Here is a 20,134-nt window from a genome sequence, read left to right on the forward strand (position 1 = left end):
AAAGTGTGGCTATATTTGAAGGAAAAAGACCTCTTTGATGTTAGAAAATTTATTGAAGGCGTATTCGCAGGAGCGTATTGCTGTGGTTGATGCATCGATCTCGTTTAAAAAGTATGCGCTGGTGGACCTATCTGTTCAGAATGAGAGATTGGAAAATGTAGACCAATCAGACCCGAAGCAATTTCAAGACTTTTTGGACGCACATTTGACACGAGAAAGGGCAAAGGTTGCCTACGGTGGCTATAATGAAGAACGAGGACTCTACGAAAATAGCGAACAGTTTAACAGCACTACTGAAAATGCTAGAAACATTCACCTCGGTATTGATTTTTGGGTAGGGGCGGGGACGCCTGTTCTGGCTGCTATGGATGGCGAAGTGCATAGTTTTAAAGACAATAACGCCGTAGCTGATTACGGCCCAACCATCATTCTTAAACATCGATTAGAGGATCAGGTGTTCTATTCACTTTACGGACATCTCTCACGAAGATCCCTTCAGGATATGAACATTGGTAAAATAGTAAAGAAAGGGGATGTTATTGCAACTTTGGGAACACCTGAGGAGAATGTAAATTACGCACCGCATTTGCATTTTCAACTCATCAAGGATCTGCAGGGGAATAATGGGGACTATCCTGGTGTTTGTAGTAAAGCTGAGCGGGATTTCTACTTAGCAAATTGCCCTGACCCCAATCTCTTGCTGAAAATTTAATTTATGCCAAGTCCGTTCTAATGAACTCTTTTTCTATATATATAAAGTAAATCGTTGCAATGATGGTTCCTACAAAATAAAGAGCCATAAGTACACTACCCAATGGTAAATGATCGCTAATGCCAAACCAGTCTCCGGTAAACATAATGAATCCAATTCCTAAAAGACCTCTGATCACCTCGATCCAAACGGCAGATGGATGCTTATCCATCAAAGTGGTGTACCCATAGATGCCAAAAAAGACAAAGGCGCCAAAGAGCAACAACTGATCAAACCCTATCTCGCTATAGCTATAAAACATAAACATCAACAGCAATGTATTGGTAAGTAATTGGAGTATTGCATACCCCTTCAATACATTGGAGGCAGGGGTGTGGTATTTTTTGAAATTGTAAACATCTGTTATGGTCGAAATAGGGAATTTCTCTTTTACATCTTCAGGTCTCCAGCCAGTTGGCATGAACCAGATCCGAAACTTGTCCCAATAGCTTTTGGTACGCCAAGCATCTTTTGTCAAACGCCATACGTGTTGAAAATTGATCAATATGGGATTCCAAGTCCCTGCTGGCTTTAGTACCCCATATTGTGGCGGCACCTCGTCCAATTCTTCTTGAAAAGTGCCGAACATACGATCCCAAACACTGAATATCTGTCCGAGGTTCTTGTCTATATATTCAGGATTGATGGCATGATGTACCCGATGTTGCGAAGGGGTAATGATGACGTATTCTAACCAGCCCAATTTTCCGATATGTCTTGTGTGATACCAAAACTGTGCAAAAAGATGGATAGGAGCCAAAAGTGCAATGACCTCGTTTGGCACGCCCAACAAGGCTGCTGGAATGAGCAACAGCGGAAAGTAACCAAAAATATTGGAAATAGACTGTCTTAAGGCACAGGCTAGGTTAAATTCTTCACTACTGTGATGAATGACGTGCTGATTCCAAAAGAAATTTACCTTATGCGCCAGCCGATGGTTCCAATAACCGGCAAAGTCGAGCGCAATGAACGCGATGACATAGACAAGCCAAGTCGCTTTGATGTCGATAAGCGCCAGATGCTCTAAAAGATAAGGGTAAGATACTAGTATCACCACGAGGCCAAGCGAATCTTTGATGATATTGGTAAGTCCGGAACTAAGACTAGATACCGTGTCCATCACATTGTGCATCTGGTCTTTTATAAAGTAACCATAGAGCACTTCAAAAACGACCAAGAGCACAAAGCCAGGGATGGCATATAACAGGGCATTGGCATAGGTTTCCATCTAACTATAAGTTGTTGGGTGTATATCAAATATACAAAAAGATGGTTGCATGATCTAGCAATATGTCAGCTAAGCATTTTCAGGATGTTCTTTACCGACGGGCGATAGGAGGCCCCAAACATGTTGAGGTGTGCCAGCAGATAATAGAGTTGGTAAAGCGAAATCAGTTCCTTTTTATGATCAGGCTCCGGAATATGGCTATGATACGCTTCGTAGAATGAGGTACTGAAACCACCGAAGAGTTTGGTCATTGCGATGTCTACATAAGAATGTCCGTAATACACGGCTGGATCGATAAGATAGGGTTCACTATTCGCAGAAATTAAATAATTACCACTCCAAAGGTCACCGTGCAGTAGTGATGGTGATACATCAAGGAAAACTTCTGTACAGAGATCGAGTAGATCCTTTTCCTTAGGAATGTCCTTGAAGGTTAACAATCCTTTATCGATCGCCAATCGAAATTGTGGTTGTAAACGTTCTTGGATATAAAAATGTGTCCAATCCTTGTGCTGATGATTCTGCTGCCTTAAATAGCCAATATAGTCATCCTCTACGAACCCAAAAGCCGTGTCGGTATTTTGGTGAAGAAGCGCCAGCTGGGTTCCTAATAGCTCAAAGTCTTTATCGGAAGGACTTTTTGTTGGAACGTATTCCATCAATAGATGAGAGGTGTTCCCAAATTTTCCGTAGCCATAGACTTCCGGTGTCTTTATCGTTTGGGTCTCTGCGATCTTGCGTAATCCCAGTGTCTCAGCCTTAAATATCGAGAGACCTTCCTTAGCGTCATTCAGTTTGCAAAATAATTTTTTACCCGTCGTTTCTATAACATACGCAGACGATATGTCCCCACCCGAAATGGGCTTACACTTTGTAATAGAGATATTATAATGTTCAGAAAGAGAAGCTTTAATGTGGCTGTCCATAATCAAAACTAAGATATTGAAAAGTTGTAAAATTCAGTTGTCAAGATTGGTGAATGTGAATATTGAAGTATCTTCGCTAAAATTTTTTTGACCTCCTTAGATGAATTTATTCTTTATACTTATCGGGTTTGTATTGCTCATATTGGGCGGAAATTGGTTGTTGAAAGCCGCTGTTGGACTTTCCCTGAAACTGAACATTCCAAAAATAGTCATCGGAATGACGGTCGTTTCCTTTGCAACCTCTGCGCCAGAGCTCATCGTAAGTGTCAATGCCGCCTTAAAGGGATCGCCCGATCTAGCGTTGGGTAATGTCGTAGGGAGTAATATCGCAAATTTGGGATTGGTGCTAGCCATTACTATTATTCTAACACATATCGATGTAGAGCGCAGCTTTTATATCACCGATTGGCCCGTGATGATGATCGCTTCGGCCATGTTATATGGGTTTTTGATATTCGATGGACAGTTGCAACGCTACGAGGGTGTCATTATGTTCTCCTTTCTCATCATATTCTTGATCTATCTTTTGCGGTTCCAAAAACCGGCTGTGGTCGACGAGATGCCTGAAGATGACGTGATATTGCCGCTTTATAAGATCGTGCTGTATCTCGCAATCGGCGGAGTAGCTCTTTGGGGAGGCTCAGATATGCTTGTGAATGGAGCTATTGGTCTTGCCCAAGGACTTGGAGTTAGCGAACGTGTTATCGGGATCACCATTGTGTCAATTGGAACCAGTATTCCTGAGTTGGCGGCCTCTATCATAGCGGTATTGAAAAAGGAGAAGGCGATCTCGTTAGGAAACTTGCTGGGTTCCAATGTGTTCAATATTTTGGCGGTGCTGGGGATCACTTCGATGATCACCCCTATAACGGTGCAGGATCAAGGATTGCTCAACAGCGACATCTATTGGATGCTTGCCATCGCATTTGCTGTATTTCCGTTGGTATTTATTCCAAAGGGACTTCGTTTGGGATGGCGCGATGGAATTCTGTTGCTAGGAACGTATCTTACCTTTGTATATATCACGGCTTTTTAAATACAGTTTGATTCACATTTAGGTACAAAAAAAACGCCTTGAACATCAAGGCGTTTTATATTCTTAAAGCGTGCAAGTGTTATGCTACCACTTTAGCCGATTTTACCGTTTTGATAATTCTACCAGCTACTTTGTAGGGATCTGCATTCGATGCAGGACGACGATCTTCTAAATATCCGTTCCAATTGTGCTCTACGGTGTAGATCGGGATACGTATCGAAGCACCACGGTCAGACACACCGTAAGAGAACTTGTCGATGCTCTGAGTCTCGTGAAGACCTGTTAAACGCAAATCGTTGTAAGCACCGTAGACGGCGATGTGTTCTTCCACAACTGGTCTGAAAGCTTCGCAAATAGACTCGAAAAGCTCTTTGCTTCCAGCGGTACGCATCTCTTCATTAGAGAAATTACAGTGCATCCCACTACCGTTCCAGTCACCTTGAACAGGTTTTGGATGAAGGTCGATGTAGTAACCGTATTTTTCAGTTAAGCGATTCAAAAGATATCTTCCAACCCATATCTGATCTCCGGCTTCTTTCGCTCCTTTTGCAAATATTTGAAACTCCCATTGTCCAGGTGCAACTTCTTGGTTGATTCCTTCAACATTAAGACCGGCCTCAAGACAAAGATCCAAATGCTCCATGACAAAATCTCTTCCCCAGGTGTATCTCCCACCTACCGAACAATAGTATTGTCCTTGAGGTCCTGGGAATCCACCACGTGGAAATCCTAATGGAAGGTCAGTCTGATTGTCCATTAAGAAGTATTCCTGCTCAAAACCGAACCAATACGACCCATCATCATCGATCTGAGCACGATGATTGCTTTCGTGCGGTGTGCCATCGGCATTCAAAACCTCGGTCATTACCAAAAAGCCATTATCTCGCTCAGGGTCGTTAAAAATGGCAACTGGCTTTAGAAGGCAATCAGATTTGCCACCAGAGGCTTGAAGGGTAGAAGATCCATCAAAGGACCACATCGGACAATCTTCTAGCTTACCGCTAAAATTATCTTCGATCCTAACTTTACTTCTTAATTCTTGAGTTGGTTGATAACCATCTAACCAAATGTACTCTAAAAACGTTTTACTCATAATCGGACGCTAATTTTTTATAACAAAGAAATTCAGAGCAAATATATACTTATTTTTATATAAGCACTCAAAAAATAGGGGGTATAACCCGGTATTTTTTTCAATTTTTATTAACACCCCAATTTTTTAAGGGGTATTTTGAATAAAAACTAATTTTAGAGGCGAAAATTATATATTTGCATAAAATATTAGCGATGGCAACATTACGATTTAAGGCAGTACACGAAACGTTGAATAGAGATGAGATAGCGGTTGTAAGTAAAGGCCGGCACTCCGAGCTCTTCGGTGCCGATGTATTCAATCAGGCCACGATGAAACAGTACCTAACCAAAGATTCTTACAAGAGCGTCTTGGATGCCATTATTAAAGGTGATAAGATCAGCAGAAGCATGGCCGATCAGATCGCTGCTTCCATGAAAGACTGGGCCATGTCAAAAGGGGTTACACACTATACCCATTGGTTTCAACCATTAACAGGAAGCACCGCAGAAAAGCACGATGCCTTTTTTGAGATATCGAACGATGGCGAGTCGATAGAAAGCTTTGGGGGTGATCAATTGGTACAACAGGAACCCGATGCGTCAAGTTTCCCAAGCGGAGGTATTAGAAACACCTTTGAAGCACGAGGTTATACCGCCTGGGACCCTACCTCTCCAGCTTTTATTTATGGTACTACCTTATGCATACCTACCGTCTTCGTATCCTATACGGGAGAAGCCTTAGATAACAAAACACCCTTGCTAAGAGCATTAAATGCCGTGGATGAGGCAGCTACGGCCATTGCAAAAATATTCGATAAGAATGTAAGTAAAGTGCATGCCACACTAGGGTGGGAGCAAGAATATTTTCTTATTGATAAGGCACTGGCAGCCTCGCGGCCAGATATTGTACAGGCAGGGCGTACGTTGCTAGGTCACTCTCCGGCAAAAGGACAGCAACTGGATGATCACTACTTTGGTTCGATACCCAACCGGGTGATGCGTTTTATGCGCGACCTGGAGCAGCAATGCATATTGCTTGGGATACCAGTGAAGACGAGGCATAATGAGGTTGCCCCGAATCAGTTTGAATTGGCGCCGATCTTTGAAGAGGCCAATTTGGCTGTGGATCACAACTCTCTGCTGATGGACATTATGGAGAAGATCGCGGACAGGCATCATTTTAAAGTGTTGCTCCACGAGAAGCCATTTGCGGGAATCAATGGTTCTGGAAAGCACAATAATTGGTCGTTGGCAACGGATACAGGTGTAAATTTGTTGAGCCCCGGTAAAACGCCGATGAGCAGTTTGCAATTCTTGACCTTTTTTATCAATACCATCAAAGCTGTAAATGATAATGAAGAATTGTTAAGGGCTTCGATTGCAAGCGCGAGTAATGATCATCGCCTTGGAGCGAATGAAGCTCCACCAGCGATCATGTCTGTTTTTATCGGAGAGCAATTGACCAAGGTCTTGGAGGACCTGGAAAATGTTTCCAAGGGCAAGCTTTCACCAGAAGAGAAGACAGATCTGAAATTAAATGTCGTAGGTAAAATTCCAGAGATATTGTTAGATAATACCGATCGTAATAGAACATCACCTTTCGCTTTTACGGGGAACAAGTTCGAGTTCAGAGCAGTAGGATCAAAAGCAAATTGTGCCAACCCGATGACAGTGCTCAACACAATCGTTGCTAAGCAATTAAGAGCGTTTAAAGTGGAGGTCGATGGGCTTGTCAATAAAAAGAAATTGAAGAAGGACGAAGCTGTCTTTAATGTCATAAGAGAATATATCAAGGCCTCTCGTACTATTTTGTTTGAAGGCGATGGCTACAGCGATGCGTGGCAGCGTGAGGCAACCCGCAGAGGTTTGAGCAATAACAAAACGACTCCAGAAGCTTTGGCGATACTTAAAGATCAAAAGTCGATCGCGCTCTTCGAAGAAATGGACGTGATGAACAAGACAGAGCTTCATGCTAGATACGAGATCGGTATTGAAGAATATACGATGCGCGTTCAGATCGAAGGTCGTGTTCTTGGGGATATTGCCCGGAACCATGTGATCCCAACAGCGATACGATATCAAAATACGTTGATCGAGAATGTGAGAGGGCTCAAAGAGATCTATGAGTCCGATTTCAGAAAAGTCGCAAGAGAGCAAATGGACATCATAGAGCAGATCTCTGAGCATATTGCCAATATTAACAAAGGAGTGACGGACATGACCAACGAGCGCAAAAAGGCCAATAAGTTAAAAACTCCCGAGATGCGCGCCAAGGCGTATTGTAATGCAGTAAAACCATATTTTGATGAAATTAGATACAACTGCGACAAGTTGGAATTACTGGTCGATGACGAGTTATGGCCATTGACCAAGTACAGAGAATTGCTATTCATGCGATAAGATGCAGGCTTCGAAATTTATATTCTGAAAAATATCCTTTAAAACGTCAAACTGAAAACAAACTGCTATTTTTGCAGCACAACACAATGATCAATGAGTTCAGAAGTAAGTAAGCGGTACAGCCAGCGTGGGGTCTCTGCGAGTAAGGAAGATGTTCACAAAGCCATTAAGAATATCGATAAGGGGCTTTTCCCTAAAGCATTTTGTAAGATCGTCCCAGACCACTTAACGGGTGATGAGGATCACTGTATCATCATGCATGCCGATGGTGCCGGTACCAAATCCTCATTGGCATATATGTATTGGAAAGAGACGGGGGACCTATCTGTTTGGAAGGGAATTGCTCAAGACGCATTGATCATGAATATCGATGATCTTCTCTGCGTCGGCGCTACAGACAATATCATGCTATCCTCTACCATTGGCCGAAACAAGAATCTCATTCCAGGAGAGGTGATCGCTGCGATCATCAATGGTACCGAGGAGTTGATCACCGAGCTGAAGGAATTTGGAGTCACCATTCATTCCACCGGAGGGGAAACGGCAGATGTAGGCGATCTGGTTCGTACCATCATTGTAGATAGCACCGTTACTGCACGAATGAAGCGCAGCGACGTCATCGATAATAGCAATATTCAAGTTGGAGATGTGATCGTAGGACTGTCTTCCTTTGGGCAGGCAACTTACGAAAAGGAGTACAATGGAGGAATGGGTAGCAATGGACTCACTTCTGCCCGTCATGATGTTTTTCATAAATATTTAGCCGAAAGATTTCCCGAGAGCTTCGATCATGATCTACCTGGTCATCTAGTGTATAGCGGCGGAACAAGGCTCACCGATTCAGTGGATGGTTCACCTATCGATGCTGGAAGATTGGTGTTGTCTCCGACCCGTACCTATGCGCCCATCATCAAAAAGGTGCTTTCAAAATACGATTCAGGAACCATTCACGGAATGGTGCATTGCAGTGGTGGTGCACAAACGAAGGTATTGCATTTTGTGGATGAGCTGCATGTGATCAAGGATGATCTGTTTGAAGTGCCGCCTCTGTTCAAGCTCATTCAAGAGGAATCGGGTACCGACTGGAAAGAGATGTATCAGGTATTTAATATGGGTCATCGAATGGAGCTTTATGTTGCCCGAGAAATTGCCGATGACATCATGGCTATTTCAAAATCTTACAACGTAGATGCTAAATTGGTTGGTAGGGTAGAGGCCTCAGATAAGAAAAAACTCACCATCAAGAGTATATTTGGCGAGTTTGTCTATTGATCGATTTGTTTGAAATAATAACAAGAACTTAGGTGAATTGAGATGTGATAAATAGTAGATAGCTATTTATCTAAGCGTTGCCATCCAATCTCTTTGCAACTTCCTGAATTTTTTGAGTTCTTTTCTCAATAACTGAAGAAACTCCTTACCCTCGGCACTACTGGCTTCCAAGCGTTCGCAAAGCTTCCCTATTCCAATGGTCAGTTTTCGTAAAGACTGCGCATGTTGCATTTTTAATAGATAGCTTTGCTGTGTCTGAACGGCCGCAATACTCGGAGCTAAACCCAATGATTGCATTACAAGATCTCCCGCCTCGTGATCAACACGTTCTTTGCTGAATTCCATCTGTAACAGATCTTTATCATAGGTGAGGTAGGAAGCTATCCTTCTAGACAAAGAAAAGATCTCTATGGCCTTTTTGTAGACCGGCAGCTGATTCAACGGTATGTTGGAATAAGTATTCATAGCAATTACTACAAAGTTAGCGGGTATAATCGTGATTGATATTTAACTTTTAAAGTTATGATGTATATTTACTTTAGGAATTAAATTATTAAAGTTGATTATTTTTCAATATGAAATGAATTAGCAGAAGGGCTTCTTTCATAAGCTGCAGAGTTGAACATTATCACGAGAGAAATGCAAAAATCCTATTTGATGAAAATCGATGAGAAGAGTTGGGCGATCTTAAATTGCCTACAAAAAAATGCCAGACAGACCAATGCCGAGATCGGCAGAAAGGTAGGTTTGACTTCCCCAGCAGTCGCAGAGCGCATAAAGAAAATGGAAGATGCCGGTGTGATCAATGGCTACAAGGCCGAAGTGAGTCATGTAAAAACAGGGTATCAACTAAAGGCGATCATCACCTTAAGGGCTTTCATGGGGCGGCTAAAACCCTTTTTGAGCAAAGTAAGCGATTTCAAGGAGGTGCTGAATTGCTATCGAATTACCGGGAATGAGAACATTGTGATGGAGGTAGTATTGGCAGATCAGTTTCATCTCGAGGCTTTCATCGATCAGTTGATCACCTACGGAGAGACTAGGACCCATATCGTTCTTTCCAACGTCATTGAAAACAATCCGATCACCCATAAGTGAAGCTATTTTAGTAACTTTAATAAGAAATCATTTGTTGATGCTAAATACCATCGAATATGCTGTTACGTCACTTGTCTGCCTGATCACTGCAGTGGTCATTCAGCGAATATATTTCAAAGAGAAACGACGGGGAGCCTCGGCTCAAGCAATAGCAGGAATCAAATGGTTTGGTCTTGCTATCTTGATTTGGGGGATAGGCGGGTTGGTCAACCTCATATGTGTTTCGGGCTTGCATATGGCACCCACCAATAAGGGACTCATCTATTTAGGCGTCACGGTATCATTGGTAAATTCACTGTTCATACTACTATCGCTGCCCTCTATAGAACATCAAAGCAGTCGTAGTGTGGTCGTTCGCATGGTCGAGCGATTTTCAGTAAGAGAGTTCTTTATGGTATTCGGCGGTATTCTATTGATGATCGCATTTGTTTTTGTGGCCGCATCTTACAACAATGCATCGATCAGTAATAACTTTATCTGGTTGATCGATATTCCTATTTCTATTGTCGTTGCCTTCTCATTGCTCAACGAATTGAACAAGGCTTTTATCAATAGAGCCATGCGCTTCATGTTATTGCCCTCATTCGCCCTCTTTGTCCTGATCGTGATCGCGGTCACGCATAGAATCATTCCCCAGGATAGAGCCATAGCCGTCGTCGACCAGCAATTCTGGGGATTGCTAGGGATCATCACTGCAATTTCTTTCAAATTTCTATTTATTCTACTCTTCTCAATTTTACTATATAGTTGGAAATTTCTTTCAGAAAAAGAAGAACAGGAATCACAGATGGCTTCGCTTCAAGCAAAACTCACCTCATACAGGAAAGAAAAACAACGTTTGACATTAAGTATCGAAAGTCATTTGGACACCATTGAATCCTTAAAGAAAGAAGTAAAAGAATTGAGGGTTTCAGCACAGGTGGTCCTTTCGGAACGACAAAAAGAGGTTTTGGGAAATCTTGGGTTGTATGGTGGCCAAAAGTCCTACACGGAAATTGCGGAGGCCATGAACATTAGTGTCGACGGTTTCCAGGCACATATTCATCAAATAAAGAAACTTCTCAATATTAGTGGTACCGGAGGCAAGGAGCAACTGATCTCCTTTGCAAAGGAGCAAGACCTTTTGCGTTTCGCCACCATCAAATCGGATGCTTAAGCACATACTTAAGCATTTCGCGAATAATTTTCATCATTGCGTAACCTTTTCTCTGCATTGATTTGTGCTCATCTTCGTCAGTAAAAAACCGATGATGACCTTATCCATAACGCAACAAGACAACCTGGACCAAAAGATCAATGAAGCATTTAGCAATACGACCGGTTGGTTTGTAGATGCTGTCTTTGCGGAAATACCAGTAACAGATAGCGTAGGCATTCCATGGGTATTGATCATATTGATCTTAGGCGCCAGCTATTTCACCTTTTACTTTAAAGGCATCAACTTAAGGGCGTTCCCCACGGCTGTGAATGTCGTCAGAGGTAAGTATGACGATCTGGAAGCGGGAGCCAAGGTGCTTGTTTCGGAAGAAGTGGTCACTGTCGACGGTGATCAATTAGACACCCTGCGGGTAGAGGGGCACGACGGTGAGGTAAGTCATTTTCAGGCACTGACTGCGGCCTTATCCGCGACCGTAGGCCTTGGAAATATTGCCGGAGTGGCCATAGCGCTTTCTATCGGTGGAGCGGGCGCCACTTTCTGGATGATACTCGCAGGCCTACTTGGGATGGCATCCAAATTCGTAGAATGTACATTGGGTGTTGCCTATAGAGAAATAAACCATCACGGAATCGTTTATGGGGGGCCTATGTATTATTTAAAGAACGGATTGCGAGATATTGGTAAAGGACGACTCGGAAAGATCCTGTCTGTGATGTTCGCCATCATGTGTGTAGGAGCATCCTTTGGAGGAGGCAATATGTTTCAGGCCAATCAGGCATTTAAATTGTTTGAGTTCGTAAGTGGAGGGGAGGAGAGCTTCTTCTTTGGAAAAGGTTGGTTGTTTGGCTTGGTGATGGCAATTTTTGTGGGCATTGTCATCATTGGGGGAATCAAAAAGATCGCGAAAGTGACCGATAAGATCGTGCCGGCGATGGTACTTATGTACGTATTGGTCGTGGTCATTATCTTGGGAATGAACTATGAGAACATTCCGAGTGCCTTTAGTGCGATACTCAAAGGTGCTTTTAACGCTCAGGGAGTCACTGGAGGAATGATAGGAGTGATGGTGCAAGGCTTTAGGCGAGCTGCTTTTTCGAATGAGGCAGGCATAGGCTCCGCATCGATTGCCCACGCAGCAGTAAGAACGCGCTACGCGGCAAGCGAAGGATTGGTCGCATTGTTAGAACCTTTTATAGATACCGTGGTCGTTTGCACCATGACGGCTTTGCTATTGATAATTACCGGTCAGATCACCGTTGGCAATGAAGTGTCTTTTGAGCAAGGAGTTATCCTTACTTCAAATGCATTGGCTCAAGGATTTTCTTGGTTTCCTTATCTGCTAACGGTGGCCGTCATCCTATTCGCATTTTCGTCCATGATCTCATGGTCTTACTATGGGCATCAAGCATGGTCTTTTTTGTTTGGAAGAGGGAAGCGCGCCGAGTACCTCTATAAGAGTATTTTTTGCGTATTCGTTATTGTTGGTGCCGCTGCGAGTTTGGGGGCCGTAGTGGATTTTTCCGATGCCATGGTATTTTCTATGATGGTGCCAAACATGATCGGGCTAGTTTTGCTTGCGCCCAAAGTATCTGTAGAACTAAAACGATATATCAACACCATAAGATCTTAGCATGAATCGTTAAAAATCTCAAAATGCTGTCAGTCGCACATCGAAAGAATTCGTACATTAGAGTTGATGAAAAAAGTACTATTCTTAATATTGTGGTTGATAACTTGGATAGCTTCGGCTCAAGAGCTCCGGTTAAAAAAAGGGATAATTGTCGATTCCGTAAGTGTCAAGGTTTCCGATTCTGTTGCATATAGCTATGCGCTTTACCTGCCAAAAAAGTTTGAAAAGAATGAGGCCACTGGGGTTGTTTTTATCTTTGATCCTAGGGCAAAGGGCAAAGAAGGTTTGCAACCTTTCGTAGCAGCCGCTGAGGTCTATAATTTGATATTGATAGGTTCTAATAATTCTCGAAATGGTGCTTATCAGGAAAATCTTAAGATATTCAGCGATATATCTGACCACGTTTTCAGTCATTTTAAAATAGATAGAGACCAACTATATCTTTCGGGATTTTCTGGAGGGTCTCGTTTGGCTACAGCCATAGGGGTCGTTTCCAATGAGATCGACGGAGTCATTGGATGCGGGGCGGGCTTTCCTATTTCTGAGCCGCTAAACCCAAAGGAAAACAAATATCCTTATATCGGAGTCGTAGGTAATGCTGACTTCAATTATTTGGAAATGAGGGACGGTAAAAAGTATCTGGACAATCTTAAAATAGACAATGAACTACTCGTTTTTGATGGAGGGCACGTATGGCCACCTTCTACAATTCTCATTCAAGCGGTAGGGTGGTTACGGGTACTATCGCATAATCGAGGCGTTCTGCAACTTTCCAAGGAAAGTATGGAAAGACAGTACCAGCAACATCTTGCATTTGCCGAAGAATTGCTCGAAAATAAAGAATGGTCAATGGCTTATAACGCTTACAACAGACTTATTAAGAATTACCAAGGACATTTTGAAGTCAGGGAATTAAAGGATACCCTTAAGCAGATAAGGAAAGAAAAAGCATACAAGGAATATAAGCGAGAAGAGAATCGCTACTTGCTCGAAGAGCGAGACATGCGCGCTACCTATTTGGAATTTTTCAATGAAGATGTTACCGAGGCGGTGTTAGATAATCTGGGATACTGGGAGGCCGAGATGAAAAAATTAAAGATCTTTCAAAATCATGCAAGCGCGTCCAAACGTCTTATGGGGAAGCGACTATCAAACCTGTTGCTTATTCTGGCGATCGAGACGCGGAACGCTTATAATTTGCAAGAGCATGTAGAAAAGCTGCTATTCCTCAACGAGTTTCTGGTGATGCTGAAACCCGATTACCATGAACCATACATCGATTTGATGAAGGTCTACGTTAAGAAAGGAGAATATCAGAATGCGTTAGGTGCCTTGGAACAACTATTTATGAATGGATATAAGGACAAGGACCGATTGTATCGTACTGAAGGTATCGCGTTGTTAAGGGTCTTTCCTGAGTTTAAGGAGATATTAGACAAGTACTAGTCGATGAAGCCTTTGAAAGATCTTTTTTCTGAAGCTGCTGCCGATTATAAAAAGTATCGACCTAACTATCCAAAACTATTTTTTGAGGAGCTCTTAGCATTGGTGGACGAAAAGGATCGATGCTGGGATTGTGGGACAGGTAATGGTCAGGTAGCTGCCATTCTTTCACCTTATTTTCACGAAGTAAAAGCGTCCGACATCAGCGTGGATCAGATTGAAAATGCCATCACAAAGAAGAATATTGAATATCATATTGCGAGAGCTGAGGCCACTGTCTTCCCAGACGACTCATTTGATCTGATAACGGTCGCCCAAGCGATTCATTGGTTCGACTTTGCAGCTTTTTACAACGAAGTCAAGCGAGTGATGAAACCAAAGGCGATTCTTGCTGTTTTTGGATATGGACTTATTAGAGGCACATCCGATTTCAACGATCTTATCGACCATTTTTATGCTGAGATGACACCTTATTGGGCTCCAGAGCGACGCTATGTAGAAATGGCCTATGAGACCATTCCCTTCCCCTTTGAAGAGCATCGGTTAAATAACGAATATCAAATCGATGTTCATTGGACCTTAGAGCAACTTGTGGGATATTTGAGTAGCTGGTCGGCTGTAAAGCATTATAGAGAAAGGCATCAGAGTGATGCTGTCACAAATTTTGGAGAGCGACTCACGGACCTTTACCAACATCGAGGGACATTGCCATTGAAATTTCCTATTTTCTATAGGATTGGAAGATCGTCTTAATTCGAGATCATTCTTTTATCCCAGGCTGCCTTAGTTCAAAACCTTCTTTCTCTTTGGCTTGGTCCACCATTTCTTTTACCTCAGACAACAATCGTTTGGCGTCGAAAACGACTCCATCTCTGATCGTATATTTAACTCCACCGACTCTTACCACTTCATTATCTTCCGTAAGTTTAATGGCGCCTGTTCCATAGAGCACTTTTAGATTTTTCAACGGATTCTCTTCTACGATGACCATATCTGCCAATTTGCCAATTTGGATCGACCCGATCTCGTCATCCATACCTAGTGCTTCGGCACCGCTTAGTGTCGCAGCCCTGACCACTTCCAAAGGATGAAAACCCGCTTCACGTAAGAGCTCCAGCTCACGTATATATGCAAAGCCGTATAGCTGATAAATAAAACCAGAATCTGAACCTGTGGTCACTCGGCCACCGCGATTTTTGTATTCGTTGATAAAGGTCATCCATAGTTTAAAGTTTTCTTTCCAGGCGATCTCCTGCTCAGTACCCCAATAATGCCAATAGCTACCATGAGATATTTTGCTGGGTTCGTAAAACCTCCAAAGGGAAGGTAAGGTATAATCCTCGTGCCACTCGGCCCTTCGAGCTCTATGCAGATCGCGACTTGCCTCATAGATATTGAAGGTAGGGTCTAAGGTAAAGTCCAAGGCCAACAGTTCGTTCATCACCTTGTTCCAATGTTCAGAGTAAGGTTTGGCGGCTTGTTTCCATAATTTGCCAGCCTCCTCAAAACGATGTTGTTCATTTAGGTAGTTGTAATCTAGCGGGTAATTCTGTACAGTTCGATCATCGAACAATGCCTCCGGTAAGCCATACCAATGTTCCATGCTAGTAAGACCGGCTCTTGCCGAATGCAATACGTTCCATCTTGCAACGCTCAATTGCGCATGATGACATGCAGAACCGAGACCTAATTTTTTGTTTTCGTCCAAGGCAGCCGCCATGATCTCTGGTTCAGCACCAAAGAATTTGATGCCATCGGCACCTTTCTTGGCATTGTTGCGTACCCAATTTCTCGCCATTTCTGGCGTACTGATCGGCTCCTTACTGCCTTGACCAAAACCAGTATAGGCAATGATACGTGGTGCAACGATCTTGTTTTCGCGACTCAACTTCTTCAAGTTAAGTGTCCAATCGATCCCTCTTCCGCTCGGCTCTCTTACGGTGGTAACACCGTGGGCCATCCAAAGTCTAAATACATATTCACTGTCCGCGCCCTGAGCAACACCTCCAATATGGCCGTGCATATCGATAAAACCAGGAAGAAGGTACATCCCAGTACAATCCAATTCTTTGCCGCCAGCTCTTAACTTCGGACGTTTCGATTCATCGATCGCAACACCGGGATAACCAACAACGGTGATGTCTTTGATCTTGTTTTTTTCAATCACAATATCTACAGGACCTCTCGGCGGCGCTCCATTACCATTGATCAAGGTCACCCCTCTAATGATCAATTGCGCGTGTGGTCCGTCTCCCAGATAGGAATTATTACTTTGACCATTGACAGAAATGGTAGAGAGGAATAAGAATAAGAATATATACGCTAAATAACGAAATGTAATGGTTGGCATAGTGATGAAGGTTTAATACCTTGAAGATATGAAATAGCTTTCGTTTTAGCTAATAAGCGTTAAAGGACGAACTGTTCTCATTTTATTTTCTTTGAATTTGTACTTTTAGGTATGAGACGATTTTTTTTCATGTTTTTTACTGCGGTGGTCATGGGGCAACCAGCTACGTATGAAAAAGGTAGGGTCATTGATTCTATTGCCATAAAGGGAAGCGCTGATGAAACGTATGCGCTCTATCTGCCAGAAAAGTTCGATGCCTCACAGCTCTCTGCTATCTTGTTTGTTTTTGACCCACTAGCTAGGGGAAAAGTAGGTGTCGGTACCTTTACCGCTGCCGCCGACAAATACAATTACATTTTGGTATGTTCCAACAATACTAGAAACGGTCCGTATGAACGAAATTTTGCGATCACCAATAGGTTATTCGATCATATCTTTGCCCAATTCAATATAGACGAACAACAGATATATACTGCAGGTTTTTCTGGTGGTTCTCGTTTGGCATGCTCGATCGCCGTTCTTACCAACGCGATACAAGGCGTGATTGGTTGTGGAGCAGGGTTTTCGATGAACAGTCCGCAGATGCCTAGTATCAACAGCAACTTTTCATATGTCGGCTTGGTGGGTAACAGAGATATGAACTATCAAGAAATGTTTAGGGTAAAGGATTGGCTGGACCAATTTTCATTGAAGAATGAGATCATCACCTACGAGGACGAACATCGGTGGCCACCTGAGGAACAAATTTTAAGAGCTTTTGATTGGCTAGAGCTTCAAGCCTATAAAAAAGGAATCAGGGCCAAGGATACCAACGTCATTGTAGCGGCTTTTAAAAGGAATCATGATGTGGCAGCACAGGCGATGGCTAGCGATGACCTTCTGTTGGCAGTTAGTGAATATGAGCGTATTCTAAGAAACTTCTCTGGCGATTTAGCAGTCGATAGTATTTCAGCAAAGGTGAAGCGGCTTAAAAAAGACAGACGATATAAGAAATTGGAGAAAGCAAAAAAGGGCTTAGCAAAGCTTGAAGATGAACTGTCCGAAAAATTTACGCTACAATTCAATGAGGAAGTGCTTCAGGCAAGAACAAAAGATGATTATCGTTGGTGGAAACAAGAGCTGAAGGTCTTCGATACAAAACATTTGAATCATGAAAACCCTGACCATCGCAACATGGCCCAGCGCGTTCGCTTTAAGTTAAGGGCATTGGCCATTGAGTCGTCTGATGCTTATCTGCGGGATAAGGACTATGGTCGTGCCTTGTACTGTGATCGGTTATTTGCGGTGCTCGATCCAAATGGGTCCTACCCGTTTTATCGTTTAGCGAGACATTATGCGCGTACCGAAGATCTTGACAAATTCTTTGAAAATTTGGAGACAGCATTAGGGCATGGATTTACCAATAAAAAATGGTTGCTCAACACCGAAGAGTTTCAACCATATTTGACCCATCCACGATTTGTAAAGCTATTGGCAAGCTATTAATTATGCTCGATGATCAAGTGCGGTACGTCATCCAGTTTCCAATCGATAACTAGGCCTTTGGCAAGCGATCTGGCGATCTCGGCGCCATAGAGATACTCGCAGAGGTAGAGGGCTGCCTCAAAGCTTTTTGCACCACCGGCAGAGGTGATCGTATTTCCGTCATGGACAAATAGTACCTCTTTGCGAATATCCAATGCAGGAAACATCTTCCGCATTTGATCGATATCACTGGGAAAGGTGGTAGCTACCTTATTGTCTAAAAGCCCTGCTTTGGCCAGTACAAAAGCGCCGTCGCAATGCGAGGTGACAAATTTTGCCTGCTGTCCAACTTTTTTCACAAGATCGATCATGATCTTGTCTTCCAAATCGGTATCCAAGTGATGCTCTGCACTTGGCACCACAAGGATATCGATAGCTGGTAAGCCTTCTTGGGTATAATCAAAATCCGGCAAGATCCTCATGCCTTCGAAGGTGGTGATTGCCTCCAAAGTGTTGGCCACCGTGAAGACATTCATCTGTTTGATGTTCTCGCGATATTGTGTATGCTGAAAGATGTCATAAGGTGCGGTCAATTCGGTATTGTAAACACCATCCATGATCAAAAATCCAACATTATAGCGATCAGGTTCCAAAGTTTTTGATGGTCTCTCTGTTTCGGTCTTTGTGGCTTCATGAGCTGGTTTCTCAACCTTTTCAGCGCAGGCAAAAACAACGAACGCGCATAGCGCTAGGGCTATTTTTTTCATCGGTTTTATTTTGTATTCAAATATAGTGACTTGTTCTTGGATTCTGCTGCCAGCATTTTCTTTACAATGATCAACAGCACAAAACCGATTCCCGTAAATCCGATCATCACTAGCCAGGTAAGGTCAAATCCATATGCCTGTGCCATTTGCATGCCTGCGTTATGCCCAAAGATATGTGCAACGGCAAAGGACATGCTGTACAATCCCATATAGGCTCCTTGTCGTCCTTTTTTTGAGCGGTCCAAGGCAAATTTGTTTCCAAGCGGAAAGGCGATCATTTCGCCTAGAGTGGCCGCCGCCATCCCTAGAATCAAAATGCCTGTCCACGGTGTGATGAGAAGCATGAGAAAGCTCACGCCAGTCAATACCAATCCATTGATCAGACCGCTGATCGAAGACCATTTTTTTCGTTCTATATAAGCGATCAGAGGCATTTCGAATAAAAATATCAATGCACCATTCATGGCAAGCAGGAGGCCGATATTCTCTTCGGAAAGCGAATGGATCTCTTTGTAGTACAATGGCATTGTTGAGAAGTATTGTACAAATATGAACCCAAAAATTGCTAGAGCGACCAAGAAGATCACGTAGGCCAGATCGCTTTGTGGCGCAACGGGTTGTTCCACGACTTTCTCCTTATCTAAGACACGTGCTTTCTTAGGGTGCAGGGTTTGAATAAGGATCAGGCCCGCAATGATACAGGTGATGCCATCGATCCAAAACAACGCGGCATAACCTGCAAAGGCGATGATCAATCCACCCACCGCGGGTCCAGCAGAAAAACCAAGGTTAATGGCAAGACGGATCAACGTAAGTGAACGCGTTTTGTTTTCGGGTTTGCTATAGGCGCTCAAGGCTACAAAAAAGGCAGGTCTTGCTGCATCTGCGACGGTGATCAATAGGAAGAAACCGATACAGATACTCCAGAAAGTATGGAGCTGCTGAACCACAAAAAAACCAACACCTGTGAATATAAGTGCGCCCAAGATCACTTTGTAATAACCGATGATATCACATAGCTTCCCACCGAGCCATGAACCAAAGAAGGAGCCAACGCCAAAGCTGGTCATGATCCAACCGACTTGCGCCTTGGTAAACTGCAGATCATCTGTGAGATACAATGATAAAAAGGGGATGACCATGGCACCGGCCCTGTTTACCAAAGTGATCAATGACAACCACCATACTTCTTTGGACAATCCTGAAAACGTCTCTGCGTAACGGTTCAATAATTTTACCATTTTTGGTTGGTTTTATGGTTTGGATACCAGTTTTTCAGTTCATTTTTTAGGATGTTACTCCACTGCGGGATTCTTTCTGAACAATCATCTCTACACGATAAATTATCTTCTACAATAAAGCAACATCAAATAAAAAGCCCGGCGATGTCGCCGGGCTTTAATGCATTGTAATTTCTTATTTCAGAATCACCACAACATATCAAAGCCCCGACCATCTCTAACAGAGGTCCATAGTTGCTTATATGTTGTATTGATTGTCATTTCTTGTCTAATGTTGAACAAAACTATGTAAAAA

The 20,134-nt window shown here is 43.0% G+C and carries 17 protein-coding genes; 10 read left to right on the forward strand and 7 right to left on the reverse strand.

The features are described from left to right. Positions 1-37 precede the first annotated feature (37 nt). On the forward strand, positions 38-712 hold the full coding sequence (locus ACFQ1M_RS04475; RefSeq protein WP_386404490.1) for a peptidoglycan DD-metalloendopeptidase family protein: 675 nt from the start codon (positions 38-40) through the stop codon (positions 710-712). Between the two features lies 1 nt (position 713). Here the strand turns inward: ACFQ1M_RS04475 and ACFQ1M_RS04480 are convergent, their stop codons facing one another. Then, entirely contained in the window at positions 714-1,979 is a 1,266-nt protein-coding gene (locus ACFQ1M_RS04480; RefSeq protein WP_386404493.1) for a sterol desaturase family protein, read from the reverse strand. Positions 1,980-2,044: 65 nt separating this feature from the next. Beyond that, positions 2,045-2,905, reverse strand: coding sequence for a fructosamine kinase family protein (locus ACFQ1M_RS04485; RefSeq protein WP_386404496.1), 861 nt, complete (start codon positions 2,903-2,905; stop codon positions 2,045-2,047). Between the two features lie 100 nt (positions 2,906-3,005). Here ACFQ1M_RS04485 and ACFQ1M_RS04490 point away from each other — a divergent pair, with 100 nt between their 5' ends. Next, a complete protein-coding gene (locus ACFQ1M_RS04490; protein ID WP_386404499.1) occupies positions 3,006-3,941 on the forward strand; it encodes a calcium/sodium antiporter in 936 nt (311 codons plus the stop codon). Positions 3,942-4,020: 79 nt separating this feature from the next. Here the strand turns inward: ACFQ1M_RS04490 and ACFQ1M_RS04495 are convergent, their stop codons facing one another. Beyond that, on the reverse strand, positions 4,021-5,034 hold the full coding sequence (locus tag ACFQ1M_RS04495) for a glutamine synthetase beta-grasp domain-containing protein (protein ID WP_386404502.1): 1,014 nt from the start codon (positions 5,032-5,034) through the stop codon (positions 4,021-4,023). A gap of 194 nt (positions 5,035-5,228) precedes the next feature. Between ACFQ1M_RS04495 and ACFQ1M_RS04500 the strand changes: the two genes are divergently transcribed. Both ACFQ1M_RS04500 and ACFQ1M_RS04505 read left to right on the forward strand, forming a co-directional pair. Continuing rightward, entirely contained in the window at positions 5,229-7,415 is a 2,187-nt protein-coding gene (locus ACFQ1M_RS04500) for a glutamine synthetase III family protein (RefSeq protein ID WP_386404505.1), read from the forward strand. Positions 7,416-7,508: 93 nt separating this feature from the next. Next, positions 7,509-8,687, forward strand: a complete 1,179-nt coding sequence (locus ACFQ1M_RS04505) for an AIR synthase related protein (protein WP_386404508.1) — start codon at positions 7,509-7,511, stop codon at positions 8,685-8,687. A gap of 66 nt (positions 8,688-8,753) precedes the next feature. On the opposite strand, the gene ACFQ1M_RS04510 is transcribed toward ACFQ1M_RS04505, so the two are convergent. Further along, positions 8,754-9,152, reverse strand: a complete 399-nt coding sequence (locus tag ACFQ1M_RS04510; RefSeq protein ID WP_386404511.1) for a hypothetical protein — start codon at positions 9,150-9,152, stop codon at positions 8,754-8,756. Between the two features lie 192 nt (positions 9,153-9,344). Here ACFQ1M_RS04510 and ACFQ1M_RS04515 point away from each other — a divergent pair, with 192 nt between their 5' ends. The 5 genes from ACFQ1M_RS04515 to ACFQ1M_RS04535 all read left to right on the forward strand — a co-directional run bounded on the left by ACFQ1M_RS04515 (position 9,345) and on the right by ACFQ1M_RS04535 (position 14,770). Next, positions 9,345-9,785, forward strand: coding sequence for an Lrp/AsnC family transcriptional regulator (locus ACFQ1M_RS04515; protein ID WP_386404514.1), 441 nt, complete (start codon positions 9,345-9,347; stop codon positions 9,783-9,785). A gap of 37 nt (positions 9,786-9,822) precedes the next feature. Further along, positions 9,823-10,941 (forward strand): hypothetical protein, encoded by a 1,119-nt coding sequence (locus ACFQ1M_RS04520; protein WP_386404517.1) that lies wholly within the window; start codon positions 9,823-9,825, stop codon positions 10,939-10,941. A 91-nt stretch (positions 10,942-11,032) separates the two neighbouring features. Next, on the forward strand, positions 11,033-12,574 hold the full coding sequence (locus tag ACFQ1M_RS04525) for an alanine/glycine:cation symporter family protein (protein ID WP_386404520.1): 1,542 nt from the start codon (positions 11,033-11,035) through the stop codon (positions 12,572-12,574). Between the two features lie 66 nt (positions 12,575-12,640). Further along, positions 12,641-14,020 carry a hypothetical protein gene (locus ACFQ1M_RS04530; RefSeq protein WP_386404523.1) on the forward strand — a complete coding sequence of 460 codons (1,380 nt, stop codon included), beginning with the start codon at positions 12,641-12,643 and terminating at the stop codon, positions 14,018-14,020. 3 nt (positions 14,021-14,023) lie between these two features. Further along, the gene (locus ACFQ1M_RS04535) at positions 14,024-14,770 is read left to right on the forward strand and encodes a class I SAM-dependent methyltransferase (protein ID WP_386404526.1); all 747 of its coding nucleotides are present in this window, start codon (positions 14,024-14,026) and stop codon (positions 14,768-14,770) included. A 7-nt stretch (positions 14,771-14,777) separates the two neighbouring features. Here the strand turns inward: ACFQ1M_RS04535 and ACFQ1M_RS04540 are convergent, their stop codons facing one another. Next, a complete protein-coding gene (locus tag ACFQ1M_RS04540) occupies positions 14,778-16,367 on the reverse strand; it encodes an amidohydrolase family protein (protein ID WP_386404529.1) in 1,590 nt (529 codons plus the stop codon). Positions 16,368-16,478: 111 nt separating this feature from the next. On the opposite strand from ACFQ1M_RS04540, the gene ACFQ1M_RS04545 reads away from it, so the two are divergent. Beyond that, positions 16,479-17,852: a TPR end-of-group domain-containing protein gene (locus ACFQ1M_RS04545; RefSeq protein WP_386404532.1), complete on the forward strand. Its 1,374-nt coding sequence runs from the start codon at positions 16,479-16,481 to the stop codon at positions 17,850-17,852. Here the strand turns inward: ACFQ1M_RS04545 and ACFQ1M_RS04550 are convergent. Continuing rightward, positions 17,849-18,598 (reverse strand): DJ-1/PfpI family protein, encoded by a 750-nt coding sequence (locus ACFQ1M_RS04550; protein WP_386404535.1) that lies wholly within the window; start codon positions 18,596-18,598, stop codon positions 17,849-17,851. The genes ACFQ1M_RS04545 and ACFQ1M_RS04550 overlap by 4 nt on opposite strands. A 5-nt stretch (positions 18,599-18,603) precedes the next feature. Next, the gene (locus ACFQ1M_RS04555) at positions 18,604-19,839 is read right to left on the reverse strand and encodes an MFS transporter (RefSeq protein ID WP_386404538.1); all 1,236 of its coding nucleotides are present in this window, start codon (positions 19,837-19,839) and stop codon (positions 18,604-18,606) included. Positions 19,840-20,134: the final 295 nt, after the last annotated feature.

Origin of the sequence: Sungkyunkwania multivorans, from assembly GCF_042675645.1 — a bacterium.
Classification (GTDB): domain Bacteria; phylum Bacteroidota; class Bacteroidia; order Flavobacteriales; family Flavobacteriaceae; genus Sungkyunkwania; species Sungkyunkwania multivorans.